The 25599-nt window shown below is 69.9% G+C and carries 30 protein-coding genes and 1 tRNA gene; 17 read left to right on the top strand and 14 right to left on the bottom strand.

Annotated features, from left to right (window positions below; genetic code table 11):
- Window positions 1–195: 195 nt before the first annotated feature.
- Window positions 196–615: a DUF5807 family protein gene (locus EPY72_RS08175; RefSeq protein WP_134668704.1), complete on the top strand. Its 420-nt coding sequence runs from the start codon at window positions 196–198 to the stop codon at window positions 613–615.
- A 154-nt stretch (window positions 616–769) separates the two neighbouring features.
- Here EPY72_RS08175 and EPY72_RS08170 read toward each other — a convergent pair.
- Window positions 770–843: transfer RNA gene (locus EPY72_RS08170), tRNA-Lys, on the bottom strand.
- 138 nt (window positions 844–981) lie between these two features.
- Between EPY72_RS08170 and EPY72_RS08165 the strand changes: the two genes are divergently transcribed.
- The gene (locus EPY72_RS08165; RefSeq protein ID WP_135806103.1) at window positions 982–2247 is read left to right on the top strand and encodes a M20/M25/M40 family metallo-hydrolase; all 1266 of its coding nucleotides are present in this window, start codon (window positions 982–984) and stop codon (window positions 2245–2247) included.
- Window positions 2248–2259: 12 nt separating this feature from the next.
- Here EPY72_RS08165 and EPY72_RS08160 read toward each other — a convergent pair whose 3' ends face one another.
- Complete coding sequence (locus tag EPY72_RS08160; RefSeq protein WP_134668700.1) at window positions 2260–2922, bottom strand: DUF7119 family protein; 663 nt, start codon at window positions 2920–2922, stop codon at window positions 2260–2262.
- Between the two features lie 172 nt (window positions 2923–3094).
- On the opposite strand from EPY72_RS08160, the gene EPY72_RS19315 reads away from it, so the two are divergent.
- The 5 genes from EPY72_RS19315 (at window position 3095) to EPY72_RS08140 (ending at window position 6455) form a co-directional block, all read left to right on the top strand.
- Complete coding sequence (locus EPY72_RS19315) at window positions 3095–3253, top strand: hypothetical protein (RefSeq protein WP_167599386.1); 159 nt, start codon at window positions 3095–3097, stop codon at window positions 3251–3253.
- 30 nt (window positions 3254–3283) lie between these two features.
- Complete coding sequence (locus EPY72_RS08155) at window positions 3284–4249, top strand: oxidoreductase (protein ID WP_134668699.1); 966 nt, start codon at window positions 3284–3286, stop codon at window positions 4247–4249.
- 137 nt (window positions 4250–4386) lie between these two features.
- Window positions 4387–4824 (top strand): DUF2391 family protein, encoded by a 438-nt coding sequence (locus EPY72_RS08150; RefSeq protein WP_134668697.1) that lies wholly within the window; start codon window positions 4387–4389, stop codon window positions 4822–4824.
- Window positions 4825–4885: 61 nt separating this feature from the next.
- A complete protein-coding gene (locus EPY72_RS08145) occupies window positions 4886–5473 on the top strand; it encodes a DUF7090 family protein (RefSeq protein WP_134668695.1) in 588 nt (195 codons plus the stop codon).
- Window positions 5474–5522: 49 nt separating this feature from the next.
- Window positions 5523–6455, top strand: coding sequence for a carbohydrate kinase family protein (locus EPY72_RS08140; RefSeq protein WP_135806102.1), 933 nt, complete (start codon window positions 5523–5525; stop codon window positions 6453–6455).
- Here EPY72_RS08140 and EPY72_RS08135 read toward each other — a convergent pair.
- From EPY72_RS08135 to EPY72_RS08125, 3 genes are read right to left on the bottom strand one after another with little or no spacing between them, the layout of a single operon-like run.
- On the bottom strand, window positions 6452–7297 hold the full coding sequence (locus tag EPY72_RS08135; RefSeq protein ID WP_135806101.1) for a BtpA/SgcQ family protein: 846 nt from the start codon (window positions 7295–7297) through the stop codon (window positions 6452–6454). The genes EPY72_RS08140 and EPY72_RS08135 overlap by 4 nt on opposite strands.
- A complete protein-coding gene (locus tag EPY72_RS08130) occupies window positions 7294–8409 on the bottom strand; it encodes a DHH family phosphoesterase (RefSeq protein WP_135806100.1) in 1116 nt (371 codons plus the stop codon). The genes EPY72_RS08135 and EPY72_RS08130 overlap by 4 nt, the downstream gene beginning before the upstream one ends.
- Before the next feature lie 48 nt (window positions 8410–8457).
- Window positions 8458–8886, bottom strand: a complete 429-nt coding sequence (locus tag EPY72_RS08125; protein ID WP_134668688.1) for a universal stress protein — start codon at window positions 8884–8886, stop codon at window positions 8458–8460.
- 127 nt (window positions 8887–9013) lie between these two features.
- Here EPY72_RS08125 and EPY72_RS08120 point away from each other — a divergent pair, with 127 nt between their 5' ends.
- On the top strand, window positions 9014–9469 hold the full coding sequence (locus EPY72_RS08120; protein ID WP_134668686.1) for a universal stress protein: 456 nt from the start codon (window positions 9014–9016) through the stop codon (window positions 9467–9469).
- A gap of 152 nt (window positions 9470–9621) precedes the next feature.
- On the opposite strand, the gene EPY72_RS08115 is transcribed toward EPY72_RS08120, so the two are convergent.
- Both EPY72_RS08115 and EPY72_RS08110 read right to left on the bottom strand, forming a co-directional pair.
- Window positions 9622–10146, bottom strand: a complete 525-nt coding sequence (locus EPY72_RS08115) for a GNAT family N-acetyltransferase (RefSeq protein ID WP_134668684.1) — start codon at window positions 10144–10146, stop codon at window positions 9622–9624.
- Window positions 10143–10511: a universal stress protein gene (locus EPY72_RS08110; protein WP_134668682.1), complete on the bottom strand. Its 369-nt coding sequence runs from the start codon at window positions 10509–10511 to the stop codon at window positions 10143–10145. The genes EPY72_RS08115 and EPY72_RS08110 overlap by 4 nt, the downstream gene beginning before the upstream one ends.
- Window positions 10512–10614: 103 nt before the next feature.
- On the opposite strand from EPY72_RS08110, the gene EPY72_RS08105 reads away from it, so the two are divergent.
- Window positions 10615–11277 (top strand): DUF5806 family protein, encoded by a 663-nt coding sequence (locus tag EPY72_RS08105; protein WP_244605543.1) that lies wholly within the window; start codon window positions 10615–10617, stop codon window positions 11275–11277.
- Here the strand turns inward: EPY72_RS08105 and EPY72_RS08100 are convergent.
- The 3 genes from EPY72_RS08100 to EPY72_RS08090 all read right to left on the bottom strand — a co-directional run bounded on the left by EPY72_RS08100 (window position 11274) and on the right by EPY72_RS08090 (window position 13281).
- Window positions 11274–12320: a DUF7972 family membrane protein gene (locus EPY72_RS08100; RefSeq protein WP_135806098.1), complete on the bottom strand. Its 1047-nt coding sequence runs from the start codon at window positions 12318–12320 to the stop codon at window positions 11274–11276. The two genes, EPY72_RS08105 and EPY72_RS08100, sit on opposite strands and share 4 nt — an antisense overlap.
- Before the next feature lie 63 nt (window positions 12321–12383).
- Window positions 12384–12824 (bottom strand): DUF7112 family protein, encoded by a 441-nt coding sequence (locus EPY72_RS08095; protein WP_134668677.1) that lies wholly within the window; start codon window positions 12822–12824, stop codon window positions 12384–12386.
- A 55-nt stretch (window positions 12825–12879) separates the two neighbouring features.
- On the bottom strand, window positions 12880–13281 hold the full coding sequence (locus EPY72_RS08090) for a 30S ribosomal protein S6e (protein ID WP_134668675.1): 402 nt from the start codon (window positions 13279–13281) through the stop codon (window positions 12880–12882).
- 125 nt (window positions 13282–13406) lie between these two features.
- Between EPY72_RS08090 and hisA the strand changes: the two genes are divergently transcribed.
- The 8 genes from hisA to EPY72_RS08050 all read left to right on the top strand — a co-directional run bounded on the left by hisA (window position 13407) and on the right by EPY72_RS08050 (window position 21007).
- Window positions 13407–14129 carry a 1-(5-phosphoribosyl)-5-[(5-phosphoribosylamino)methylideneamino]imidazole-4-carboxamide isomerase gene (gene hisA / locus EPY72_RS08085; RefSeq protein WP_135806097.1) on the top strand — a complete coding sequence of 241 codons (723 nt, stop codon included), beginning with the start codon at window positions 13407–13409 and terminating at the stop codon, window positions 14127–14129.
- Between the two features lie 101 nt (window positions 14130–14230).
- On the top strand, window positions 14231–14818 hold the full coding sequence (hisB, locus tag EPY72_RS08080; protein ID WP_134668671.1) for an imidazoleglycerol-phosphate dehydratase HisB: 588 nt from the start codon (window positions 14231–14233) through the stop codon (window positions 14816–14818).
- Between the two features lie 64 nt (window positions 14819–14882).
- On the top strand, window positions 14883–15386 hold the full coding sequence (locus EPY72_RS08075; protein ID WP_134668670.1) for a TrpY family transcription regulator: 504 nt from the start codon (window positions 14883–14885) through the stop codon (window positions 15384–15386).
- 94 nt (window positions 15387–15480) lie between these two features.
- Entirely contained in the window at window positions 15481–16674 is a 1194-nt protein-coding gene (locus EPY72_RS08070) for an AI-2E family transporter (protein ID WP_135806096.1), read from the top strand.
- Window positions 16667–17290 (top strand): IMPACT family protein, encoded by a 624-nt coding sequence (locus EPY72_RS08065; RefSeq protein WP_134668666.1) that lies wholly within the window; start codon window positions 16667–16669, stop codon window positions 17288–17290. Before EPY72_RS08070 ends, EPY72_RS08065 begins: the two co-directional genes overlap by 8 nt.
- An 84-nt stretch (window positions 17291–17374) precedes the next feature.
- A complete protein-coding gene (locus tag EPY72_RS08060) occupies window positions 17375–19339 on the top strand; it encodes a gamma-glutamyltransferase family protein (RefSeq protein ID WP_135806095.1) in 1965 nt (654 codons plus the stop codon).
- A 125-nt stretch (window positions 19340–19464) separates the two neighbouring features.
- Window positions 19465–19875: a phosphoribosyl-AMP cyclohydrolase gene (gene hisI / locus EPY72_RS08055; protein WP_134668663.1), complete on the top strand. Its 411-nt coding sequence runs from the start codon at window positions 19465–19467 to the stop codon at window positions 19873–19875.
- Window positions 19868–21007, top strand: coding sequence for a DUF7118 family protein (locus tag EPY72_RS08050; protein ID WP_135806094.1), 1140 nt, complete (start codon window positions 19868–19870; stop codon window positions 21005–21007). Before hisI ends, EPY72_RS08050 begins: the two co-directional genes overlap by 8 nt.
- A 5-nt stretch (window positions 21008–21012) precedes the next feature.
- Here EPY72_RS08050 and EPY72_RS08045 read toward each other — a convergent pair whose 3' ends face one another.
- The 4 genes from EPY72_RS08045 to EPY72_RS08030 all read right to left on the bottom strand — a co-directional run bounded on the left by EPY72_RS08045 (window position 21013) and on the right by EPY72_RS08030 (window position 25580).
- A complete protein-coding gene (locus tag EPY72_RS08045; RefSeq protein ID WP_135806093.1) occupies window positions 21013–22416 on the bottom strand; it encodes a PAS domain S-box protein in 1404 nt (467 codons plus the stop codon).
- On the bottom strand, window positions 22409–23515 hold the full coding sequence (locus tag EPY72_RS08040) for a sensor histidine kinase (RefSeq protein ID WP_135806092.1): 1107 nt from the start codon (window positions 23513–23515) through the stop codon (window positions 22409–22411). Before EPY72_RS08040 ends, EPY72_RS08045 begins: the two co-directional genes overlap by 8 nt.
- A 14-nt stretch (window positions 23516–23529) precedes the next feature.
- A complete protein-coding gene (locus EPY72_RS08035) occupies window positions 23530–25014 on the bottom strand; it encodes an ATPase domain-containing protein (protein ID WP_134668656.1) in 1485 nt (494 codons plus the stop codon).
- Window positions 25015–25157: 143 nt separating this feature from the next.
- Complete coding sequence (locus EPY72_RS08030) at window positions 25158–25580, bottom strand: hypothetical protein (protein ID WP_135806091.1); 423 nt, start codon at window positions 25578–25580, stop codon at window positions 25158–25160.
- Between the last annotated feature and the right edge of the window lie 19 nt (window positions 25581–25599).

The following is a 25599-nucleotide window of genomic DNA, read 5'->3' as shown; positions in this document are numbered from 1 at the left end:
GAACGATCGAGTGCTCGTCTGTGACATCGGCGTCCGGTCGTCGACCCGCCACTATCGGCTCTCGTCGCCTTGCTCGGACTGCGAGACCGCGACGACCGTCGACCGCCGTCCACCATTCCTGCCGACCCCGCGTTCGCGAGCGCCGTCGCCGCCCGAGAACGCGAGCCTTTTCCCGCTCACCTCGCTACGGGGGGTATGAGCAAGCGCGAGCAGTTCCTGGCGGGCGAGCGTCCCGAAGACGTGGCGCTCTACCTCGCCGACTCGTTCGTCTCGGGCGACGGCGGACTGGCCGACCACGGCGAGACCGTCGAACGGGGAACCGTCCTCGTCGTCGAGGGCGACCGGGGCCGGAGCGTGTTCAAGACCGCGACCGACATGGACGCGATGGGGTTCGCCAAGCGAGCGATGGGCACCGACGGCGACGTCGACCGCGACCTCGCGGGCGGGGACTGCCCCGAGTGCGACGCCGACCCGACGTTCATCTTCGCGTTCGCCGAGGCGCAAAACGAGGACGTCGGCGGCCTCTACGGCGAGGGCGACGTGATCCACGCCTACGCGTACTGCGAGTGCGGGACCGCCTACGCCGACAAGTGGGTGGCCGGCGGCGAGGAGTAGGGACCGAGAGGCCGAACGTATTCGCTCGTAGCGTTTCCGACGGGCGAGAAGACGAGTCAAGGGGGATCTGAACCACGGTCATTCGGCTTCGCTTCCGACGCCGATTCAGTACTCTCCGAGTCGCGTCGCTACCCGCGTTCGTTGGTCCTAAAAGCGGGCTGGAAGGGATTTGAACCCCTGACCGTCTGGTTAAAAGCCAGACGCTCTGCCTAACTGAGCTACCAGCCCACATCACTCGCTTGCGGGCGATACGGGTTAAACGTTTACTTTCGTTAGCCACGCAGTGCTATCCAATGCGATAGTTCGTACCAAGAGAAGCTTACTCTTCCCGGAAGCTTTACACCCCCTACCTTGGTTATCCCACCCATGAGCGACTTCGCCGAGGAACGCGACGCCGAACTCCGGGCCTTCACCGAACGACTCCTCCGATTCGACACGACCGGCGGGGCCGAAGCGCCCGCCCAGCAGTGGGTCCGCGACCGACTCGACGAACTGGGCTTCGAGACCTACGAGTGGACCGCCGACGCCGAGGCGCTGGCCGGCCACCAGTCGTTCCCGGACGATCCCGACGCGATTCCGGTCGAAGACCGACCCAGCGTCGGCGGCGTGCTGGAGCTCGGCGAACCCGAGGCGGGCCCCACGCTCGTGTTGAACGGGCACGTCGACGTGGTGCCGGCGGCCCGCGAGTCGTGGTCGAGCGACCCCTTCGAGCCGGTCTGGCGCGGCTCGGACGGCGACGAGCGACTCGTCGCGCGTGGGGCCGCGGACATGAAGACCGGGCTCGCGACCTGCGTGTTCGTCGCGAAACATCTCGGCGAGACGGCGACCGACCTCGACGGCCGGGTCGTCGTCGAGAGCGTCGTGGGCGAGGAGGAGGGCGGTATCGGGGCGGCCGCGGCCGCGCACTCGAACCCCTATCCGTTCGAGCGCGACGCCGCGATCATCGCCGAGCCGACCGAACTGCGACCCATCGTGGCCTCCGAGGGGTCGGTGATGAAACGGCTCTGCCTCACCGGGCGGTCGGCCCACGCGGCCTCGCGGTGGGAGGGCGTCGACGTGCTCCCGAAGTTCGAGGCGATCCGGCGGGCGTTCGCCGACCTCGAAGCCGAGCGCGGCGAGTCGGTGACCCACCCGCTCTACGAGGACTTCCCGGTCCCGTGGCCGGTCGTCGTCGGCACCGTCGACGCCGGGAGCTGGGCCTCCTCGGTGCCCGCGGAGCTCACCGCCGAGATGCGACTGGGCGTGGCGCCCGGCGAGACGGTACGCGAGGTCGAAGCCCAGTTCGAGGAGCGCCTCGCGTCGGTCGTCGCCGACGACGAGTGGCTGGTCGAACACCCGCCGACGTTCGAGCGGTTCTCGGTCCAGTTCGAGCCCTCCGAGATCTCGCCCGACGAGCCGGTCGTCCGGGCGGTCCAGCGCGCGATGGACGCCCGCGGGCTCGGGGACGCCGAGCCCCGGGGCGCGACCTACGGCGCGGACGCCCGCCACTACATCGAGGCCGGCGTGCCCGCGGTGATGTTCGGACCGGGCACCGTCGAGCAGGCCCACTTCCCCGACGAACACATCGAGTGGGCGGAGGTGCTGACCGCCGGCGACGTGCTGGTCGCGGCCGCCCGGGAGTTCTTACGGTAGAGACTGCGGGCCTCAGGAGAGGTACTCGTCGAGCGCGCTCGCGACCACGTCGGCCGGCTCCGCGTCGTTCAGCGCGGCCGCCCGCCGGAGCTCCCGGTAGGTGTCGGCCGGGAGCGCCAGCGTGAGTTCGCCGAGGGTCACGTCGCGGTCCGCGAGCGCGTCGGCGACCGGCGTCCCGCGGTTGATCTCGCTCGCGATCGCCCGGACCTCCCGGACCGTGAGATCGCCGTCGAGCACGGCCCACGCGAGCAGGAACCGATCCTCGCCGTCGACCCGCGCGATGTGCTTGGCGGCGGTGGGTGCGACGTGGCCCATCGCGACGTACCGCCGGATCGACCGGGGGAGGTCGTGGACTCTGGCCCACTTCCGGACGAACGCGACCGTGACCTCCCCGCCCGCGCGGTCGGCGGCGCCCTTGTACGAGCCGACGCCCCGGACCAGCGCGGCGCAGGCGGCCGCGCCCCGGAGCATGAAGACGTTGTCCTCGCCGCCCGCGGTGTTCTGGGCGAAGCGTCGCGCGGTGTCGGCGGCCTCCGCGAGGCTCGCCTCCTCGTCCGGGTCGAACGCCTTGGCCCGGTCGGCGCGCTGGCCCGTGACGCTCTCGTCGCCCCTGACTACCGGCTGGCCCACCGGCGACTCGCGGTCGGTCGGGGGGCCGCCTCCGTCTTCGGTCATCGCTCGAAGCCTCGGGTGCCGAACGCAAAAAGCCGTGGGTCGCGTCGGGGCTCTCTCGATCGGTGGCGCGGGGGTTATGGAGCCGTTACGCCCGGACCGGTCGCGGAATCCGGGATTACCCGCGCGACGGTCACCAACCGCTATGTCGGTCGCCGTCCTCGGTCGGACGAGAATGGGGATCTTCGACAGACTGCGGGTGCGGTTCCGAGGCGAATCGAGCGGCGGGTACGTCTGTACGCTCTGTGGCGAGACGTTCGACGAGGCGGCGCCCGTCCTCTGTCCCGACTGTCGAGGGTACGTGGTCGAGTCCGACGCGACCGGCCGGCAGTAGCCCTAACTGTCTGCCGACGGGACGCTACGTATGGTCACCACGAGCGACTCGGCGTGGACGGCGGACGACGTTCCGGAACTGGACGACCGAACCGTGGTCGTCACCGGCGCGAACACCGGGCTCGGCTACGAGGCGACCCGCGTCTTCGCCCGGAAGGGCGCCGACGTCGTCATGGCGTGTCGGAGCACCGACCGCGGCGAGGCGGCGAGACGCGAACTCCGGGACGGCGACCTCCGGGGGTCGCTCGACGTGGCGGCGCTCGACCTCGCGGACCTCGACTCCGTCCGGTCGTTCGCCGACGAGTTCGGGGCGACCCACGACGGACTCGACGTCCTCTGTAACAACGCGGGCGTGATGGCGATCCCTCGACGCGAGACCGCAGACGGCTTCGAGACTCAGTTCGGCGTCAACCACCTCGGCCACTTCGCGCTGACGGGACTGCTCCTCGACAGCCTGCGGGCGGCCGACGGCGAGGCCCGCGTCGTCACCCAGAGCTCGGGCGTCCACGAGCGCGGCGAGATCGACTTCGCGGACCTGCAGGGCGAGGACGATTACGACGAGTGGGACGCCTACGCCCAGAGCAAGCTCGCGAACGTGCTGTTCGCCTACGAGCTTCAGCGCCGGCTCGACCGGGCGGGCGCGGACGTCGCGAGCGTCGCGTGTCATCCGGGGTACGCCGACACGGACCTCCAGCGCCGCGGCCCCGAGATGGCGGGCTCGCGGCTCCGGTTGGTGGCGATGAAGGCCGCGAACGCGGCGTTCGCCCAGCCGGCCGAGGCGGGCGCGCTCCCGATGCTGTACGCCGCGACCGCCCCGGCGATCGAGGGCGGCGAGTACGTCGGCCCCGGCGGACTGTTCGACATGCGGGGTGCGCCGACCGTCCAGCAGTCGAGCGACCGCTCGTACGACCGTCGGCGCGCCGAGCGCCTCTGGTCGGTCTCCGAGGAACTGACCGGCGTGAGCTACGACCTCGAAGCGGCCGCCACCGCCGAGTGACGGCCGGCGGCGATTCGGGCCGACGCCAACAGGGGCGATTCGGGCCGACGCCGACAGGGGCGATTCGGGCCGAGCGCGCTGGCCGGGAGACGCCGCCGAGCGCGTCCCTTTTACTTATGGGGTGTGTCGCTGGCGGTATGGTCGGCTCGAAAAAGCGGTTCGCGCTCGCGGACTCCGCACAGCAACTGGTCGGCGGATTCCTGCTCGCGGGGCCGTTCGTCGTCACCGAGGAGGTCTGGTCGCTCGCCGGCGACATGACGGTCCTCCAGTCGCTGTCGACGGTGCTGATCGTCTTTCTGATCGGCTACGGCGCCCTCTACAAGGCCGACGACGACCGCGATCCCGACCGAGAGGCGGAGGTCGCGGGCGTCCCCACCCGGTTCGTCTCGCTCATGCTGGTCTCGTACGGGTCGGTCGCGATCCTCTCGCTGTCGTTCGGCGCGCCCGGCACCTTCCTCGAACCGACCTACGACGCCGGGCCGTCGATGGAGACGGTCGCCACGACCCTCAAGGCGATCAGCGTCGGCGCGGTGTTCAGCGTGGTCGGGGCGGCCACCGCCGACAGCGTCTTCTGACCGCGAACTCCCCGGCGGCGCACCCGCAGTCTTAAGTCCTCGCCCCGTATTATCGGTCGGTATGGACTATCGACTCGCCGTCGAAAACGCCCCCGAATCGATTCCCGGTGGCACGGGGATCCTCCTTCTGCACCCGAGTACCGGCGAAACCGACCGAATCGATACCGACTTTCTCAAGACCGACACCGATCACTTTCTCGTCATCTCGACCCGCACGACCGCCCGGGAGGTCAAACAGAAACTCGACCACTACGATGTCGACGAGGAGCGCGCCGAGATCCTCGACACCCTGAGCATCGAGCGGGGCTACTCCCGGCGAAGCACCGACAACGTCCACTACGTCTCGTCGCCCGACGACCTCGAGGGCATCCTCGAGATCGCCCGCGAGTTCCTCGAATCGACCGACGGCAAGCGCCGGATCAGCCTCGACTCGATCACCGAGATGGCCTACTACGCCGACGAGGCCCGGGTGCGGGACCTGATCCGGGAACTGCTCGACCTGCTCGACGACCACGACGCGGTCGCGCTGTTCCACCTCTCGAAGGGGGTCCACGACGAGGAGCACGTCGAGAAGTTCATGGGGTTGTTCGACGCGGTCGTCGACCTCGACCGGGACGGCGAGGTCCGGACCGACTTCGAGGGCGTCTGAGCCGCCGGCTCCCGAAAGCCGTTTCACGGCGGGGCGCCCCTCTCTCCTAATGAGCGATTTCGACGCGATCGCGGTCGGGAGCGCGGTCCTCGACAGGCTCTACGGGCTCTCGAACCTCCCGGAACCCGACGGCGGCGCGTTCGTCCGCGAGGAGACGACCGCGACGGGCGGCGTCGCGGCGAACGTCGCGGCCGCGCTCGCCGAACTCGGGCGCGAGACCGGCGTGGTCTCGCGGGTCGGCGACGACGAGGCCGGCGACCGCGTGCTCGCGGCCCTCCGCGAGCGCGGCGTCGACGCGAGCCGGATCGTCCGGGGCGACGAATCGACCTCCTACTCGCTGATTCTGCGCGACCCCGACGGCGAGCGCATGATCGTCGCGGGCGGCCAGAGCGTCCCGAAGCTCCGACTCGACGCCGCCGATCGTGCGTACCTCAGGCGGTCGGACCTCGTCTTCACCAGCGCGTACGCGCCCGACCGGGTGACCGCCGCGCTCGCCGACGCCGCGGGGTCTGGCGAGCTCCCGCCGCTGGTCTTCGATCTCTCGGGACCGCTCGCGGAGCTCGACGGCCGGGCGACTCGTCGGGCGACCATCGACTCGCTCTGTTCGGCCTGCGACCTGTTCGTCGCCAACGAGGTGTCCGTCCGGTCGTATCTCGGAGTCGGTCCGCGAGCGGCGATAGCCGAGCTCCGCGATCGCGGGGTCCCGCGGGCCGCGATCACGCGGGGCGAGGCGGGCGCGCTCCTGTTCGACGGCGAGTCGGTGAGCGAGATCCCGGCGTTCGACGTCGAGACCGTCGACACCACGGGCGCGGGCGACGCGTTCACCGCGGGGCTGATACACGCGTGGCTACTCGACGGGCGACCGCCCGCGGCGGCCGGCCGGTTCGCGGCCGCGACCGCGGCGCTCAACTGCACCGCCGAGACCGCCCGCGGCGGCCTGCCGACCGCCCGGGACGTCGAGGCGTTCCTCGAATCGAGCTAACGGACCTCGTCGGCGGCCGCGACCAGCCGCGCGACGCGCTCCTCGTCGACCGGCGCGGTCGTCTCGCCGTCGACCTTCAGCGCGGTGCCGACGATGGCGCCGTCGGCGGTCGCGAGCAGGTCGGCGACGTTCTCGACGGTCGTTCCGCTCCCGACGAACACCGGGGCGTCGAGCCCCCGCTCGTCGCGGGCCGCCGCCACCGCCGCGAGGTGCTCGCCCGCGACGGCGTGGCCCGTGCCCGCGCCGCTGACGACGACGCCGGCCGCGAGCCCGCGCTCGATCGGCTCGGCGACGGCTTCGGCGTCGAGCGGGCGCTCCCCGCTCGCAGTCCGAGGCGCGTGGCGCCTCGCCAACGGCGCTGAATGTTTCACGTCCAGATCGGCGAGCACGGCCACGTCAGCGTCGAGGCGCTCGCGCAGGCGCATCGTCTCGTGGGCCCGCCCCTCGACGACGCCCTGATCGGTGACCCGCGCGCCGACGTGGACGTTGACCCTGACGAACGCCGCGCCCGCCGCGGTCGCGACCGAGAGGGCCGCCTCGGCGTCGTTTCGCAGGACGTTCACCCCGAGCGGGCGGTCGACGGCCTCGCGGATCTCGGTCGCGAGCCGAGTCATCGACGCCACGACGTGCTTGGGCACGTCGTCGGGGTAGAACGGTGCGTCCCCGAAGTTCTCGACCATGAGAGCGTCGACGCCGCCGGCCGCGAGCCGACGGGCGTCCCGCAGGGCGGCCGACCGGACCGCCTCGAAGTCGCCGTCGAACCCCGGGGCGCCCGGTAGCGCCGGGAGGTGGATCATGCCGACGATCGGCTTCCGGGCGTCGATGGCGTCCAGCGTCGTCATTCCCCGGCGCCCTCGGCGTCCGCTCGCTCGTCGTCCGAGTCGGGCTCGTCGTACTCCAGATTTCGGAACGCGTCGACGATCACCTGCTTGGCGACCGCGCCGCGGGTGGTCCAGTGGTGGGCGTAGTCGAGCATGTCGTCGTAGATGTCGGGCTTGCACCCGGCGGCCTTCGGGTGGCCGCCGCCGTTGACCTGCCCTGCGACCTCGTGGGCGCGCTCGAAGGCGTCGGTGCCCCGGATCGAGGCGCTCCCGGAGGGTTTGACCACGACCGCGGCGTCGGTCCCCTGCTGGCGGAGCGCCTCGGCGACCTCGTTCTGGGAGCACCGACCGTAGGTCACCCCGATCGTCCACGGCCCGACTTCCTCGACGTCGGCGCGCTCGACCGCCTTCTCGATGAGGGCTTCCTTCTCGACGCGCTGTTCGGCGAGGAACTCCTCGATCTCCGGCGGGAGGTCCGCTCCGTGCTCGGCGACCGCCTCGATGTACTCCTCGGGGTCCGACCAGTAGGAGAAGTCCGCCAGATCGTCGCTCCGGGGGTCCTCGCGGAGCCAGAGGTCGTGGTCGCGGGTGACCGCCGCGAGTTCGGCGAGGTACTCGGGGAACTCGTAGTCGAGCGACCGGAGCGCCACGTCGGCGGTACACTCCTCGTCGCTGTCGCCGACGACGAGGTCGACGCCCGCCTCGCGGACCGCCTCGGCGACCGCGTCGTCCCACTGGTGGTGGTCGAACCACCGGACCGGCCCCGATCGCTCGACCAGCGTCTCCAGGGGCGCCCCGACGTCGTCGTAGGCGTCGGGACAGAGGTCACAGACGAACACGCGCGCGTCGGGTTCGGCGTACTCGGCGACGCGTTCGAGCGCCTCGTCGAGGTCGTGGGGGCCGGCGTCGACGAGCGCCGCGTCGCCGTACACTTCTCGGACGAGCGCGGTACAGGCGAGCCCGTCGGCGTCGGGGTCGGCCACGACCGCCACGTCGGCGCCGGTGAGCGCCGCCTCGGCCTCGGCGTCCTCTCTTTCGTCTTCGATCGAATCGGGGACGAAAAACCCCTCGCCCGGCAGGATCGATTTGCGCTCGATGGGCAGGGCGTCGTCGTCGATGACCCAGTCTTTCATACCCTCCTCTGGGCGCCCGACACGAAAGAATCCCCGGTTCCGGGCCGGTCACTCCTCGGCGAGTTGGCGGACGGTGAGCACCGGAACCGGACACGACCGGACGACTCGCTCGGCGACGCTCCCGATGAGAAAGCGGTTCTCGCCGTGGCGCCCGCGGGTGCCGGTCGCGACGACGTCGGCGTCGTTCTCGCGGGCGTACTCGGTGATCTCGGGCGCGGGATGGCCCTCCCGAACCGCGGTCTCGATCTCGCGGTCGGCGTGGTCCCGAACCTGCGCGAGCGCCGCCTCCGACTGGGACTCGAGCGCGGTCCGCAGTTCGTCTCGCAGTTCCTCGGGCGAGGAGCCGACCTCCCCTTCGTCGACGACGTACAGCGCGTGGACCGCGGCGTCGAACCGCTCGGCGAAGTCGAGCGCGACCTCGACGGCCCGTCGGACGCTCTCGGAGCCGTCGGTGGCGATGACGACCGTGTCTATCATGTCCGCCTCTACCGGCGGACGCCTCTTAAAGTTCGGTGAGTCGCCGGGACCGGCCCGCCGGTTCGGGGCGCGCCTTCGGCCGGCGCGCGAACGAAGATTTTTCCCGGGAGGCCACACACGTAGTCGTATGACCGAACCGCCGCTCGCAGTCGAAACCGTCCTCGTCCCGGTCGACGGAAGCGACGAGTCGGTCGAGGCCGCCGAGTACGCCGCCGCGGTCGCCGAGACGTACGGCGCCTCGGTCCACGCGATGTACGTCCTCGGCGAGGAGTTCGTCCGGGGGATCGAGACCGGGACCGTCGCCGAGGAGGAGGTGCTCTCGGAGACCGAGGCGTTCATGGAGACGGTCGGAGACCTCGCCGAGGAGTACGGCGTGGAGCTCTCGACCTCCAACGCGTACGGCTTCTCGACCACGCGCAAGACCCAACACCCCGGGAGCGCGATCCTCGACACCGCCGACGACCTCGACGCCGACTTCCTCGTGATCCCGCGCGAGCCGGTGAGCGGCGAGCCCGGCGAGGTGCTCGAAAAGGCCGCCGAGTACGTGTTGCTGTACGCGAGCCAGCCCGTGCTGTCGGTCTGAGGAAGACGCGTTCGCACGCTCGGTCTTTTCCCCGACGCACCGGCAATCCCACCGCGAGCGACGCGAGGTCGCGAAAGAGGGGGTGGCGCCGTGTTTTTCAGCAACGGTTTGCAAAAGCGGCGCGTTCGTGCGCCGCCCGCAGAAACGGTCGTTTAGAGTCGCAGCGCCATCTCCCGCTCGAAGCTCTCGGAGCTACAGGTCTCGAAGCCGACCGACTCGTAGAGCCCGATCGCGGCGCGGTTCCACCGCTCGACGGTGAGCCACACCTTCTCGACGCCGTTGGCCCCCCCGTGACCCAGCAGGCCGCGGAGGAGCTTCGAGCCGATGCCCGCGCGCTGGTAGTCCTGATGGACGAAGATGGCGAGTTCGTGGTCGGCGTCGTCGCCCGGCACGAGAGTGGCGTGACCGACCGCGCGGTCGCCGTGCCACGCCACCACGTTCAGGCCGTCGAGCAGCGCGTCGAACCAGTCCCGGACCCGCGACTCGGTCGCCGGCGGGATGCCCTGCGCGCGGTCGGCCGAGTCGAAGTCGACGTACATCGCCACGACCGATTCGAGGTCGCCGTCCTCGTAGGGCCGGACCTCGATCTCGCGGTCCTCGCGGTCGGTGAAAGACAGCGGCGGCTCGGGGAACGAGCCCGCGGACGCGTCGGGGTACTCGCGTTCGGATCCGTTCATCGAACCAGAGTCACCGTCACCGGGGAGTTCAGCAGGACGAACTCCGCGATGTGGCCCAGTTGTATCTTCCCCATCGGGCTCCGCTGGCCGCCGCCGAGCGCGATCTGGTCGAACCCCTCCCGCTCGGCGAGGTCGACGAGCTCGCTCCCGGGATCGCCCGAGACGTGTCGTACCGTCGCCGAGAAGTCGGCGTCTTCGAGAGTGTCTCGGACCCGCGTCTCGATGCCCTCGGGCGTGCGGTCGCTCTCGGGGTTGTCGACGATCGCGACCGTGAGTTCGTCGCCGGCCGTCTTCGCGCGCTCGACCGTCTTCTCTAACGCGCGGATCGAGTCCTCGCTTCCGCCGATGCCGAGCAGGAGGTTCATACTCGACCAAACCCGGGCATCAGTGAAAACAGTTGTGCGAGCGTCCGGGCTGGCGATCCCCACAGACGATACGCTTTTCCACCTCCCACCGCAAGCGAGATCCATGGCAGACGACCGACCGCGTCCGACCGAGAACGACCACCAGGACGCCGACACCGGGGCGGTCGACGCCCCGGAGACAGACGACGAGCAGGCCGACGCCTCTGTCGCCGACGGCTCGGCCGAGGGCGGCGACGTCCCCGACGAAGTCCGCAAGTACGAGCGGTTCAAGAAGATGGACGGCGCGGAGTACGACCGGGTCAACGAGTTCCTCCGAGATCGGACGTACATCACCGCCCGCGAGTGGGCCATCGCCCGGCTCTGTGCGGACTTCCGGACCGAGACCGGCGTCGAGATGACCAAGATCGGCGAGAACCTCCCGGAACTGGTCCCGTTCATGACCGACACCTACACCCCGCAAGCGGTCAATCAGGCCCGGGCGAGCTTCGAGGAGAAGGTAAAGCAGGCCGGCGCCACCTTCCTCTACGGGGCGATGTCCGGGTTCTTCACCGCCGAGGAGCTCGACGACACGATGTACGAGGTGACCGAGGTCGCGAAGTTCCTGCTCGAAGTCGAGGGCGTCGACCTCTCGGTCGAGGAGGAGCTAGAGGCCGAGGACCGCATCTCGTCGGTGATGCGGGAAGTCCAGTCGGCCAGCGAACAGCTCCGCCACGACGAACTCGAGTGTCCCCACTGCGGCCACGAGATGGAGCCGGCCGACGACTAATCGCCGTCGCGCTCGGCCCCGGCGACGAACGGCCCCATGAACAGCGTCGACTGGGAGACGGTCGCCAGCCGCCCGACGTACGACACCAGCGTGGCGAACGGGATCAGAGACACCGTGGTCGCGGCGGCGACGAACCACAGCCTGTTCTCGACGCCGAGCGTCGCGCCGGGGAACACGCCGGGATCGTATATCTGGGTGGCGAGGTAGGTGACAAACAGCGTGGGGAGCCCGACGTAGAGCAACGCCCGCGAGAAGTTGATGTACTCGGTGCGGACGTACGTGGTCTTCAGGAAGCCCCGCGCGGTGACGAACAGCTCGATGGTGTCGACCATCTCCTCGATCGCCGCCCGCTCGTCGTCGCCGAGTTTGTCGTCGTACTCGATCCGAACGCGGCGCAGTCGCTCGATCTTCCCGGAGGTGTCGAGATCCATGACCGCGGCGACCGCCTCGAACTCGCCGAACGTCGCCTCGGCGAGCTCGTCGTTCACGCCGTCGGCCTCGGCGGCGAGCTCCCGGGCGAACGACGCGAGTTCCGACTGGAGCTCCGGGGAGCCGTCGACCGACGCCGCGAGTTCGACCCCTTGCTCTCTGAGCGCCGAGACGAGGTCGTCGAGGTACTGACCCGGCGCGAGCGGGCTGGTCGGCCGGTCGAGGAGGTCCTCGCTGTCGCGTCTGAGCTCCATCGTGTCGGCCAGGCGCTCGCGCTGGTCGCCGACCGGCCCGAGCTCGGGCGAGAGCGCGAGCTGATTGATCGAGAGCACGATGGTGACGACCGAGACGATGGTCTTCATCAGCTCGACCAGCACCGAGCCCGGCGACGTGCCGCGGGCGAGAAATCGCTGGGCCGAGACCGGTCCGAAGGTGCCGACCAGCACCGTCAGCACGAACACCGAGCCGGTCAACAGCCCGACGACCGTCCACCGGTTCGCGTCGAGCAACAGCCATCGCTTGAGCGCGAACAGCGCGGCCCGTAGCGTCCCCCGGTCCGGTCGGTCGATGGTGTCGCTGATCTCGGTCAGCGAGTCGCGGTCTGCCTCGGCCATTCTACGCGACGTTCACCGTCGGGCGTTATCTGTCCGATGGCCGACGGGCCCGCCGGAACGACCCTACCCGTCTAACTGCTCGGCGATGTCCGAGAGCCCCTCGTCGGGCGACTCGGTCGCGTCGTAGAACACCCGCTTTCCCGGCTCGCGCAGGCCGTACTTGAACCCGGGCTCGATCACGTCGACCAGCACCGACTGGCCGAACTCCACGCCGGTGTCCGCGACCCACGATTCGAGGCGGTTGTCGGCCTCGCCGGGGTTGCGCGCGAGCCGGGGGGTGTCGTACAGCCCGCGGAGCTCCCGGCCCTCGCCGGTCAGCGGCGCCTCGATCCGAGCGCGGTACTCGGTGTCGCCGGCGACGACGCGCACGAGGTCGCCGTCCGGAAATCGGTCGGCCTCGTCGTTCGGAATCTCTACTTTCGGGCGGTCGAGCCCACCGCTCCGGACGAGCGTCGCCCGGACGGTCGGGACCGAGGAGTGGTCGCTGGAGATGCGGTCGGCCATAGCGATCGCTGGGGCGGGGTACGGTCGGTCGGGAGAAAACGCCTGCGGTCGAGCGTTACTCGGCGTCTTCGTCGTCGCCCTCGCCGAGGAGTTCCTCGACGGCGGTGTCGCCGCGCTCGCTGATCTTGGCGTTGATCTGGACGACCGACTCGCTGACCTCGCCGCCGCGGACGGTCACGCGCCGGCGCTCGCCGTCGCGGGAGGGCGCATAGCCCGTGCCGCCGTCGAGGAGGACCTCCTTCAGGTCCGGACCGGACACGTCGCCGCGCATCGGTCGACCCGCCTCGTCGGAGCCGCCGGTGATCTCGACGCTGTAGCCGTCGAGGCCGACCGCGCCGCCGTCGACGTCCTCGCCGATGGATTTGCCGAGGAACCGGTTGGCGTCCTGTCCGTCCACGTCGCGCTGGAATGTCGTCCCGGAGTCGGGGTCCGCGACGACGACCTGAAAGTCTGCCATACGGAACAGAAGGGCGATTGGGCGTAAAAATACGTCGAAGTGTCCCGCGGGGCGGGCCGGGGCGGTCGGACGCGGCGCTCGCCCGAAGAGTCAGCGTTTAACCGCCGTCCGACCAACACCCGGCCATGACAGCCTTCCCCGAGTTCGAGGTCGTCCCGGCCGTCGACATGCAGGACGGCGAGGTCGTCCAGTTGGTACAGGGCGAGCGCGGCACCGAGAAGACCTACGGCGACCCGGTCGAGGCCGCCCGCGAGTGGGTCGACCGGGGCGCCGAGACCCTCCACCTCGTCGACCTCGACGGCGCGTTCGACGGCGAGCGCGCGAACGCCGACGCGGTCGAGCGCATCCGCGAGGCGGTCGACGTTTCCGTCCAGCTCGGGGGCGGCATCCGGACCGCCGACGACGCGATCGGCCTACTCGACCGCGGGGTCGATCGGGTCATCCTCGGGACGGCGGCGGTCGAGAACCCCGAGATCGTCGCGGAGATCTCGGCGGCGTACCCCGGGTCGGTGACCGTCAGCCTCGACGCGAAAGACGGCGAGGTCGTCGTCTCGGGGTGGACCGAGGGAACGGGGCTCGACCCCGCCGAGGCGGCGGCCCGCTACGAGGATCTGGGCGCGGGCGCGATCCTGTTCACCGACGTGGACGTCGAGGGGCGACTCGCGGGCGTCCAGACCGACCGGGTCCGGGCGGTGGTCGAGGCGGTCGAGATCCCGGTCGTCGCCTCGGGCGGCGTCGCGACCCTCGACGACGTGGCCGCGCTCCGGGACGCCGGGGCGGCCGCCGTCGTCGTCGGGACAGCGCTCTACGAGGGGGAGTTCACGCTCGAAGCGGCGAACTCGATCTAGGGCGGGCGCCCCGTTCCGGGTGCCACGCGTCCGCGGTTCGCCGACGACGCGGGTCGCACGCGGAGGGCAACGGCCTTGTGTCTCGGCCCGAATTGTCGACCATGAGCGACCGAACCGCGGCGGTGACCCGCGAGACCGCCGAGACCGACATCGAGGTGATCCTCGACGTGGATGGCGACGGCGACGCCACGGTCGAGACCGGCGTCGGCTTCTTCGACCACATGCTCGATAGCTTCGCCAAGCACGGCCTGTTCGATCTCACGGTGCGGTGCGACGGGGACCTCGACGTCGACGACCACCACACCGTCGAGGACGTTGCGATCGCGCTCGGAACGGCGTTCGAGGAGGCGCTGGGCGACAAGCGCGGGATCGTGCGCTTCGCCGACCGGAAGGTGCCCCTCGACGAGGCGGTCGCCGAGGTCGTCGTGGACGTGAGCGGCCGGCCGCTGTTCGAGTTCGACGGCGACTTCTCGCAGGCCGGCGTCGGCGGGATGACCAGCCACATGGCCGGCCACTTCTTCCGGTCGCTCTCGATGAACGCCGGACTGACCCTCCACCTCGGCGTGACGGGCGAGAACGCCCACCACGAGATCGAGGCGCTGTTCAAGGGGGTCGGACGGGCGCTCGACGACGCGACCCGGATCGACGACCGGCGCGGCGACGTCGCGAGCACGAAGGGCCAGCTATAGCGATGCGAGCGCCCGGCGGAACCCAACACCACTAAAGCCGTCACCGCGTATCATCCGCCAATCAATGTTCGACGAGATAATGCGGAAGTTCGAGGGGAGTCCCTCCCAGCAGGCGGTTATCCGACTGCTGCTCGAACGCGGCTTCTCGGTCAGCGACGAGGGGCGGGTGGTCTCGGGGAGCATCGAGATCCCAAACACCCAGATCGCCCGCGAGATCGACGTCGACCGGCGGGTCGTCGACTCGACGACCGACGCCATCCTCGAGGACGAACAGCTCCGGCGCATCTTCCAGAACATCTCCTCGATCCCGAGCCTGATGGATCTGGCGCCCGTGCTCGACCTGACGGTGCTCACCGTCGAGGTGACCGACGCCGACGAGTCGGGCATCGTCGGGACCGTCACGGGACTGCTCGCCGACCACGACATCTCGATCCGCCAGACCATAAGCGAGGACCCGGAGTTCACCGACGACCCGCGGCTCTACCTCGTCACCGACGCCGACATCCCGGGCGACGTGCTCAACGAACTCAAGAACCTCGGGTTCGTGCGGAAGATCGAACTGGAGTAGGCCGGACCGACGAGTCCGTCGAGCGCCGGGTGCCGGGGCCCCGGGACGGGCGGGCGGCGCGTCCTATTTAGGGCTGGCCGACCAACCGCCGGCCATGACGCTGGTGCCGGAGGACCGCGAGCGCCTCGCGTGGTGGACGTTCACGCTCGCGATGGTCGGCGCGCTCGGGTTCGTCGTCTGGTCGTTCGTCGGGACCGTGGTGTTCGGGGTCTTTCTCTACTACGGGATGCGCCCGCTCGACCGCCAGCTCCGCCGCCGGCTCTCCTCGGACGTCGCCGCGGACCTGACGGTCGTGCTGGTCGCGCTCCCGGTGCTCGGGCTGGTCGGATTCGCGGTTGCCGTCGGATTTCAGGAGCTGAGCCAACTGATCGGGACCGATGGGGCGCTCGCCCGGCTGGTGCCGTGGTCGCCCGACCAGCCGACCGCGCTGTTCGAGGACCTCCGGGCCGCGCTGGGCTCGGGGTCGGCCGGGTCGGCGGGCGGACAGTTGCTCTCGACCGTGCTGGGGACGCTGGCGGCCGCCGCCACCGGGCTGTCTCATTTCTTCCTGTCGCTTTTGTTGTCGTTCGTCCTGCTCCGGGAGGACGCCCGCATCGCGGCGTGGTTCCGGAATATGTTCGGCGGCGAAGGGTCGGCCGCCCACGCCTACGCGGCGGCGGTCGATCAGGACCTCCACGAGGTGTACGTCGGCAACGTCCTGACCGTCTTCGCGGTCACCGCGCTCGGACTGGGCGTCTACAACGGCCTCGACCTCCTCGCGCCGTCGGGGGTCGGCGTGCCGGTGCCGACCCTGCTCGCGTTGCTGACCGGACTGGCGACGCTGGTCCCGCTGGTCGTCGGCAAGATCGTCTACGTGCCGGTCGGACTCCTGCTCGCGTACCGGGCGACAACCGGGCCGGGGCCGGACGCGCTGTGGTTCCCGATCGCGTTCTTCGCGGCGGCGTTCGTGCTGTTGGACCTCCTCCCGGTGGCGGTGCTTCGACCCTACATCGCCGGCCGGCACGTCCACGGCGGGCTGATGGTGTTCGCGTACATCGGCGGCACCATGCTCTTTGGCTGGTACGGGCTCTTTCTCGGCCCGATGCTGGTCGTGCTCGGGGTCCACCTCGCCCGGATCGTCCTCCCGGAACTGATCCACGGCGAGACCGTCACCCGAGAGGTGCGGGCCGCCGAGTCGCTGGGGTCAAACCCGGGCGTCGTGGAGCCCGGCGCCGCGGAATCGGGCGACGCCGACGAGTCGGGCGCCGGCCCCGGCCCGACGACTTCGGAGGGGTCCAGCGATGGGTGACGAGCGCGCCGGCGCGCCCGACACCTTCCGCACCGCGGCGGGGTCGGGTCGAGCCGCCTTCGAGATCAGGGGGTCGGAGTTCGTCGGCCGAGTCCGGCCCGTCGCCGACCGCGAGGCGGCCGAGGCGTTCGTCGCGGAGGTCCGCGAGAAGCACGCCGACGCGACCCACAACGTCCCCGCCTACCGGGTTCGGGCGGACGGCGACCTCCTCCGGGAGTACGGCGACGACGACGGCGAGCCCTCGGGGTCGGCTGGCAAGCCCGCCCTGAACGTGCTCCAGCAGGAGGGCGTCGAGAACGTCGCGGCGGTCGTGACCCGCTACTACGGCGGGACCAACCTCGGGGTCGGCGGGTTAGCCCGCGCGTACTCCCGTGGAGTCAAGGAGGCGCTCGCGGACGCCGGAATCGCCGAGCGCCGGCCGCGCGAACAGTTCGGGGTGACGGTCGCCTACGACGACTCGGGGACCGTCCGGGGGATCCTCGAGAGCGCGGACGCCGAGTTCGAGGCGACCTACGAGGCGGAGGTGTCGTTCGCGGTGACGGTTCCGGTCGCCGAAGCCGCGGGGCTCAGAGACCGCATCCGGAGCGCCACCAGCGGCCGGGCCGAAATAGACTGACAGGTCAGCTCGCCGTCCCCTAGAGTTAAGCGGCGACTAACAGTAGCCGGTTCGTGCCGTGCGTTCGCACGGGACGAGGTAACTATGGGGGGACACGACACGCGCTCCGAGGAGCGCGACCGCGAACGAACAGGGCGAACGAACCGACGCGACTTCTTGCGGGGGTCGGCGGCCGCGCTGGGGCTGAGCGCGGTGCCCGCCTCCGCACGGGCGAGCGCGGTCGACGGCCGACCGCGCGCGATGCAGGCCGAGGAGGTCGCGACCGCGACCAGCGCCGAGGGGATGGTGTCGTCGGTCCACCCGGAGGCGACCCGGGTCGGCACCAACGTACTCGAAGACGGCGGCAATGCGGTCGACGCGGCGGTGGCGGTCCAGTTTGCGCTCAACGTGGTCCAGCCGCACGGCTCGGGCATCGGCGGCGGCGGGTTCATGCTGGTGTACTCGGCCGACGAGGACGTGACCTACGCGGTGGACAACCGCGAGCGCGCGCCGGCCGGGGCCGACCCGGAGATGTTTCTCGGCGAGGACGGCGAGCCGATCCCGTTCGACCAGCGCCACATGAGCGGTCAGGCCGTCGGCGTCCCGGGGACCCTGCGGGCAATCGACGTGGCGCTCAAGCGCTTTGGCACCCGGCCGCTCGAGCGGTTGATCCAGCCGGCCATCGACCTCGCGTCGCCCGGTTTCCGGGAAGCGACGGTCGACGCGTACCTCGCGGAGGTGATCGCCGAGGAGGTCGACAACTTCAACGACGCCGCCCGGTCGGTGTTCGCGCCCGGCGGCGAGCCCCTGGAGGCGGGCGACTCGCTGCTCCAGCCCGACCTCGCGGACACGCTCGAGCTGATCCGCGACGAGGGGGTCGAGGCGTTCTATCGGGGCGAGATCGCCGAAGCCATCGCCGAGACGGTGCAAGACACCGGCGGGACCATGACCACGAACGATCTGGCGGCGTACAACGTCACCATGGACCACCCCGAGTACGTCGAGTACGAGGACGTGGTGATCCGGACGATGTCACTGCCCAGCTCCGGGGGGCTGACGGTCGGCCACGTCCTGAAGCTGGTCGAGAGCTTCGACCTCGGCGAGTACGGCCCCAGATCGACCGAGAAGTACCACGCGCTCGCCGAGGCGTTCCACCGGGCGTACGCCGACCGCGGGGCGTACATGGGCGACAAGCTGTTCGCCGACGCGCCGTGGCAGGGACTGTTAGACGAGGAGTACCTCGCCGAGCGCCGCGACGAGATCTCGCTGTCGTCGGCGACCGAACCGCCGTGGGAGCCGGGCGACCCGTGGGCCTACCAGCCCGGCGAGCCCTACCGCACCAGCCCGCTGGTGGCCGACCCGGCCGAGATGGCCCGGAGCCTCGACGCCGAGAGCGCAGAGACCGTGCTCGGCATGCTGGCGGCGCTGTTGGCGGTCTCCCGGAGCGACGCCGGGGCGCGAGCGGGGGCGGCCGCCGGCCGGCCCGGACCCGACCGAGCCACGCCGCTGGCGGCCGATCGCGGCCAGACGACCCACTTCACGACCGCCGACAGCGAGGGCAACATGGTGTCGTGGACGAGCACCATCGAGCAGTTCTTCGGGACGAAGATGATGGTGCCGGGCTACGGGTTCATGCTCAACAACGAGCTGACCGACTTCGACGCCACGCCGGGCGGTCCGAACGAGGTCCGACCGAACAAGCGCCCGCTGAGCTCGACGAGCCCGACCATCGTGTTCCGCGACGGCGAGCCGTTCATGACCGTCGGCTCGCCCGGGGGCACGACCATCATCACGACGGTCGCCCAGATAATTCAGAACGTGACGACGTTCGGGATGGGGCTCGCCGAGGCGATCGCCGAGCCACGTATCTACGCCGACGACGACCCGGAGCTCTACTGGGAGGACGGCGTCCCCGAAGGCGTCCGCGAGGAGCTGTCGGGGCTCGGCCACGCGATCCAAGACGAGTCGGTCGGGCTCGGCAACGCGCAGGCGATCTTAGTCCGGGACGGCGAGTACGTCGGGGCGGCCGACTTCCGGCGGGCGGGCGCGGTCGGCGCCCCCGAGTCCTAACGCCGGCACGGGCTCGGGCGGGACGGCGCCGATCGGCGGCGCGGCCGCTCGTCGCTATTTTCCGCGATCGGCGCGGCGTGTCCGACACACAAAGCATATCGCCGGGAAAGACGAAGCCTCACCAAATGAGCGACGCCCCCACGACCGAGGCCGAGGCCGACCCCGACGCCGCCCGGGCGGTCGAACTCGACTTCGGCGAGTCCGGACGGATTCCCGCGGTCGCACAGGACGCCGAGACGGGCGAGGTGCTGATGCTCGCGTACGTCACCGACGAGGCGGTCGCGAAGACCCGCGAGACCGGCCTCGCCCACTACTACTCGCGGAGCCGCGAGGAGCTCTGGCAGAAGGGCGCGACCAGCGGGAACGTCCAGCACGTCGAGGAGGTCCGGGTCGACTGCGACGGCGACGCCCTGCTGTACCTCGTCGACCCGGAGGGCGGGGCGTGTCACACCGGCTACGAGACGTGTTTCTACCGGACGCTCGACGGCGAGACGGTCGCCGACCGCGCGTTCGACCCCGACGACGCGTATGAGTGAGAACGCCGCGCCGGCCTCGGCGGTCGCCGAGCTGGCGGACGCCGACGAGCGGCGTCGCGAGATCGACGCCCGGATCGAGGAGTACGGTGAGTCGACCGTCGAGTCGGTGGCCGACGCCTACGACCGGGCGACCGGCCTGCTGGCGCGCTACGAGGAGCAGGCGACCGGGACCGGCCGCCAGAACTTCCAGAAGTTCGTGGAGTTCAAAGCCGAGTTCGGCTCGTTCGTCGAAGAGCTCTCGGAGGACCTGCCCGCCTACGACGCCTTCGACGCGGCCGGCGACCGCTTCGACAAGAACCGACTCAACGAGCGGGACTTCGAACTCGCCCGCGAGGACCTCGAACCCGCCGCCGAGATCGCGGGACTGCTCGAGGACCGCGCCGAGGCGCTCGATCGCTACCGCGAGCGCCGGCGCGCGGTCCGGGACGCGCTCGAAGGCGTGGGCGAGGAGATCGCCGACCGCGAGCGACTGCTCGAACTCGGCGACGCCGACCTCGACGCGCCGGTCGAGGAGATCCGCGAGCCCATCGAGGCGTACAACGACGCGGTGACCGAGGCGTTCGACGAGTTCCGACGGAACGCGAGCGCCCGTGCGGTCCTCGATTTCGTGGCTGTCACCCGCGACTACCCGCTGGTCGAGTTCCGCGAGCCGCCCGAGCGCCTCCGGGCGTACGTCGCCGACAGCGAGGCCGGCGAGAAGCCCGTCCCGGAGCTACTGGAGCTCTCGGGGTACTCGAACTCGAAGCTCGACCACTACGTCGAGGCGCCCGCCGCGCTCAAGCGCGCGGTGGCGACCAACGAGACGTACCTCGAACGCCTCGACGCCGCGCCCCTGCGGCTCGACTGGCCGCCCCGGTCGGCGGCCGACCTCCGGTGGCGGACCGACGAGCTGGTGTCGGTCGTCGGCCGGTTCGCGCCCGAGGGCGTGGTCGCAGACCTCCGGGCGGTCCAGACGGCGGTCCGGGACGCCGACCGCTTCGAACGTCTGCGGACCGCGGCGATCGCGGCCGAACAGCTCTCGGAGGCCGAACGCGAGAAGATCGAGCGCGGCGCGGTCGAGCGCGAACTCGACGAGCTTCGGTCCCGGAGAGAGCGGTTGGAGGACGCGCTCGACGACCACCCGAACCGATAGGCGCGCTACCGCGTGACCGGGAGGGTCACCGACACCGTCGTGCCGTCGGCGGTGGTCTCCAGATCGATGTCGCCGCCGACGTACGTGATGACCCAGTAGGCGAACCACAGCCCGAGTCTGGAGCCGTGTTCGAGGGGCTTTTCGGTCTCGGCCTCGATGACGCGTCGCTCCTGGTCGGGGATGCCGGGACCGTTGTCCGCGATGGTGACCGTCGCCGTGGCGGACTCGGTCCTCGCGGTGATCGCCGCACGCGGGACCGCCGACTCTGAGTGTTTGACCGCGTTCTCGACGAGTTCGCGAAACGCGGGGATCGCCCGCGCGTCGATCCGAACCGACTCCGTGCGGTCGCCCTCGATCGCGATCTCGGCGTCCGGGTACAGCGCCCCGACCTCGTCGGCGATCTGTTCCAGCGCCGCCATCAGCCCGCGCTCGGTGTCCTCGTCGAGCGAGTCGCCGAAGATCCGCTGGATGCGGTGGGCCTTCTCGCTCGTTTCGAGGAGCAACTGGACGTTCTCCTGGATGGTGCGGAGGTGTTCGACGAACGCGTCGTCGTCGAGAGACGCCTCGAGTTCGGCGGCGTACCCGTTGATGACCGTCCCTTTGTTCCGGAGGTTGTGTCTGAGTATGCGGTGGAACACCGTGAGCTGTTGCTCGCGCAGTTTGTGCGCGGTGATGTCGTCTTGAATCCCGACGAACGCCTGAATCTCCCCGTCGGCGTCCGCGATCGGCGCGATCGTCTGATTGATCACGAACCGCTCGCCGGATTTGCGCTCGTTGACCAGTTCGCCGGTCCAGATGTCGCCGTCCCGGATGGTGTGCCACAGCTCCCGGTACAGCGACTCGTCCTGCTCGCCGGATTTGAGGATCCGGGGGTTTTCGCCGATGACCTCGGCGGCGGCGTAGCCGGTCATCCGCTCGAAGGCCGGGTTGACGTACTCGATGACCCCGTCGGGATCGGTGATGAGGATCGCGTGACCGGCGTGCTCGACCGCGTTCTTGAACTGCCGGAGCTCGTCGTTTTGCGCCCGGAGGTCGGCGTGGAGTTCGGCGGTCTGGTTGCGACGCGCGAGGAGGTTCGAGATGGTCCGGAACAGCGACGCCGGTTCGACGGGGGCGGTCACGACGTCGTCGACGACCAGCGGGCGCTCGGCGGTCTCGACGTCCGGGAGGTCGACCGTGACCGGCGTCTGGTCCCGGCGCACGAGGACGACCGGACAGAACACCGGATCGAGCTCTCTTTTGCGGCGCTCTAGCGCGTCGCTGTATCGGTGAAACGACGGCTCGTCGACGAGATACAGATCGACCTCGCGCAACTCCTCGTCGACGACCGGAGTGTGGTTGTCGTCCAGAATCGAGGTAAGGGCGCGGCGGTTGCCCGAGCCGTCGACCAGCAGTTGGATCTCAGCCATCAGACCGAGCCTCCTCGACCGTCGGGAGCGTCACGACGAACACCGCGCCTTCGGGGTCGTTGTCCTCGACCCACACGTCGCCGCCGTACGATTCGACCAGCGTCCGGACCAGATAGAGCCCGATGCCCGTCCCGTCGCTCTCCAGACCGGTCGCCCGTCTCCCGAAGATCTCGTCTTTCTGCTCGTCGGGGACGCCGGGGCCGTCGTCCGCGATTCGGACCGCGACCTCGCCCGCACGCTCGCGGACCGAGACGGTCACGTTCGGGGCCGGCCCGTCGTTGTGTTGGATGGCGTTTTTGAGCAGGTTTCGAAACACCGAGTCGAGCATGTCGTCGGCGACGACGGTGACCCCCGGGACGGTCCCCTCGACGGCGACGGTCGCGTCCGGGTACTCCGAGCGGACTCGTTCGAGTTCGAGGTCGAGCGTCCCGCGAAGCGCGATTCGCTCCGGTTCGGCCTCCTCGGTCGAGAGCATCACGTCGGCCATCTCCCGCGCCGTCTCGGTGAGCTCGACCGCGTGGTCGGCGCTGTCGAGGACCGTTCGGAGGTGTTCGCGCCCCGCCTCGTCGACGTGGGCTTCGAGCAGGTCGCCGTAGGCGGTGACGAGCTGTAGGTCGTTGCGGATGTCGTGGCGCAACATCTGGTTCAACAGCCCGAGGTCGTCGCGCTGGGCTTCGAGCTGGTCGTTTCGCTCGCGGAGTTTGGCGGTCGCGGCGTCGAGTTCCGCCGCGATGTGCTCGCTCCGGGCCTGCCTCGCGAGGAGGTTCTCGACCGTTCGAAAGAGCGTCTGTTTCCCGACCGGCGCGTCCAGCACCTCGTTGACGAGGAGCGGCGACTCGGACTCGACCGGGTCGGGGAGGTCGACGGTCACCGGCGTCCGGTCGCGACGGAGCAACACCACCGGACAGAACACCGTTCTGGTCTCGCGTCTGCGTCGATCCAGCGCGTCGCGGTAGCGGTGAAACGACGGCTCGTCGACGAGATACAGATCCGCGTCCCGGAGCTCCTCGTCGACGATCGGATCGTAGTGTTCGTCCACGACCGACGCCAGCGCCCGGCGGTTGCCGTCGGCGGACAACAGCAGTTGGATCTCGGTCATTGCTATCGGATGTCTCAGAGCGACTGATCGGGATCACCACCGACGCGTTTGGGCACGCCTTCGACGACCCCGTGCATCCCCGAGACCGACTCGCCGATCTGGAGCCCGTCGTCGGTGATCCTGAACCGGCGCGGGACCGTCTCGAAGCCCCCGATGCGCTTTTTCAGCACCCCGACGATCCGCTGGAGCTCGCCGCCGACCTCGATGTAGTTCTCGAAGACGATGTTGTCGGCGAGATAGCTGACGCTCTCGCTGGTCGGTTCGGGGAACCCCGTCACCTCCCTGCGCTGGTCGATCAGAATCACCGACGCGTTCATCTGGATCAGGTACTTTGTGAGCGCCCGGAGCCGGCGGCGCAGTTCCACGCCGTCTTCCCCGCCCTTGATCGCGTTCTTGTAGCCGGCGATGCCGTCGATGACGACGAGTTCGGCCGCGTGGCGTTCGACCTGCGTGCGGACCTGATTGGCGAACTCCTCGGGCGACATCGCGAGCGAGTCGATCTCCTCGATCAAAAGCGACCCCTCCTCGTGGAGGTCCGAGACCGGGTTGCCAAAGTGCTCGGCCCGGTGAGTGAACGTCTCGATCGACTCCCCGAACAGGTACGCGAGCGCCGGGTCCCCGTGCTGGGCGGCCGTCGACAGGAACTCCGCGGCCGTCGTCGACTTGCCGACCCCCGAGGGACCGCTGAGGATCGTGACCGTGCCGCGTTCGAGCCCGCCGTCGAGGAGGGCGTCGAGCCCGTCGATGCCCGAGGAAAACTTGGTCGGTTCGAACCGCCGACTGTGCGTTTCGGGCACGAGCGCGGGGAAGACCTCGACCCCGCCCTCGCGGATCTCCATCCCGTGGGACCCATCGCGCTGGCCGACCCCGCGGTGTTTCGGCACGCGGATCCGTCGGCCGGCCTTCTCGTCGCCGTGGTTGAGGGTGATGACGCCGTCGCTGAGCGACTTGAGCTGGGTGTCCATCTGCTCGGTCGGCGTCTTGGTCGCCAGCACGGTCGTCCCCCGGTTTTTGAGGAAGCGCGCGAACGAGATGATGCGCTTTCGGAACTGGTACTCGGTCGGTTCGAGGTACTGGAAGTGGGTTATCGGGTCGATCAGAACGCGGTCGGGGTCGACCGCTTCGATCGAGTCTCTGATGTCGGCGATCAGATGGCCGTCCTCGACGTCGCGGGGCTTGACCACGTCGTACGACTGGGCCCGAGTGAAAAAGTCCGACTCGGGCCCGACGTCGAGGAACGCGGCGTCGTCGAGGTCGATGCCGAGTTCGGCGGTGTTGGCCCGGAGGTCGTCGGCCGACTCCTCGCCGTGGATGAACAGGACCGTCTCGCCCGCGTCGAGGCCCGCTTCGAGAAACTGGGTCCCGAGGAGGGTCTTGCCGGCCCCGGGCGGCCCGATGACGAGGTACAACCGACCGTTGACGAACCCGCCGCGGAGGAGCGTATCGAGCCCGGAGATCCCGCTCGAGATCCGCGTGAACTGACGGTCTGAGGAGGTCATATTGCAGAATCACCGGCTAGCAAGCATAAAAGCCACGAAAACTGAGGTCAGATGAAAAGAGACGAACGTATTGGCGAGCGGTCGATCGCGGCGGGCCGACGACGAGGTCGTTCGCGTCGGGAGACGAGAGAGCCGCGACGCCGTTACGTCCGACACCAGTTCTGGGAGACCGACGCCACGGTAGCCGACAGGATCGAGACTTCGACGTGTTCGCCCGCGTCCGAATCGGGGCAGTCGGGGACGAAGGTGTACTCGTTGATGTAGCCCTGACTTTGCTTGACCCGGACGAGCGCTTTCTGGGCGTCGGAGACGTCCTGACGGTCGACGTACGAGGTCCCGTCCGACGCGTTCGAGGCCAGATCGATCCACTCACCGAACAACTGCTTCTCCGAGAGGTCCGCTTCGATATCGACCGGCAGGATCTCGACGAACACCGAGCGGTCTTCGGCCGTCAGATTCGACACCGAGAGCGACACCGGGCGAGGGTCCGAGCCGGTACAGCCGCTGGCCCCGGTCGCGAGGGCGGTCCCGACCGCGCCGAGGAACGTACGCCGAGAGGCTGGCATGTCTCCGAGACGCCGGCGG

This window comes from Halorussus marinus (assembly GCF_004765795.1).
In the GTDB taxonomy this organism is placed as follows: Archaea; Halobacteriota; Halobacteria; order Halobacteriales; family Haladaptataceae; genus Halorussus; species Halorussus marinus.
The sequence above is the reverse complement of the archived record's forward strand: the minus strand, read 5'-3'. Positions and strand labels throughout refer to the sequence as shown.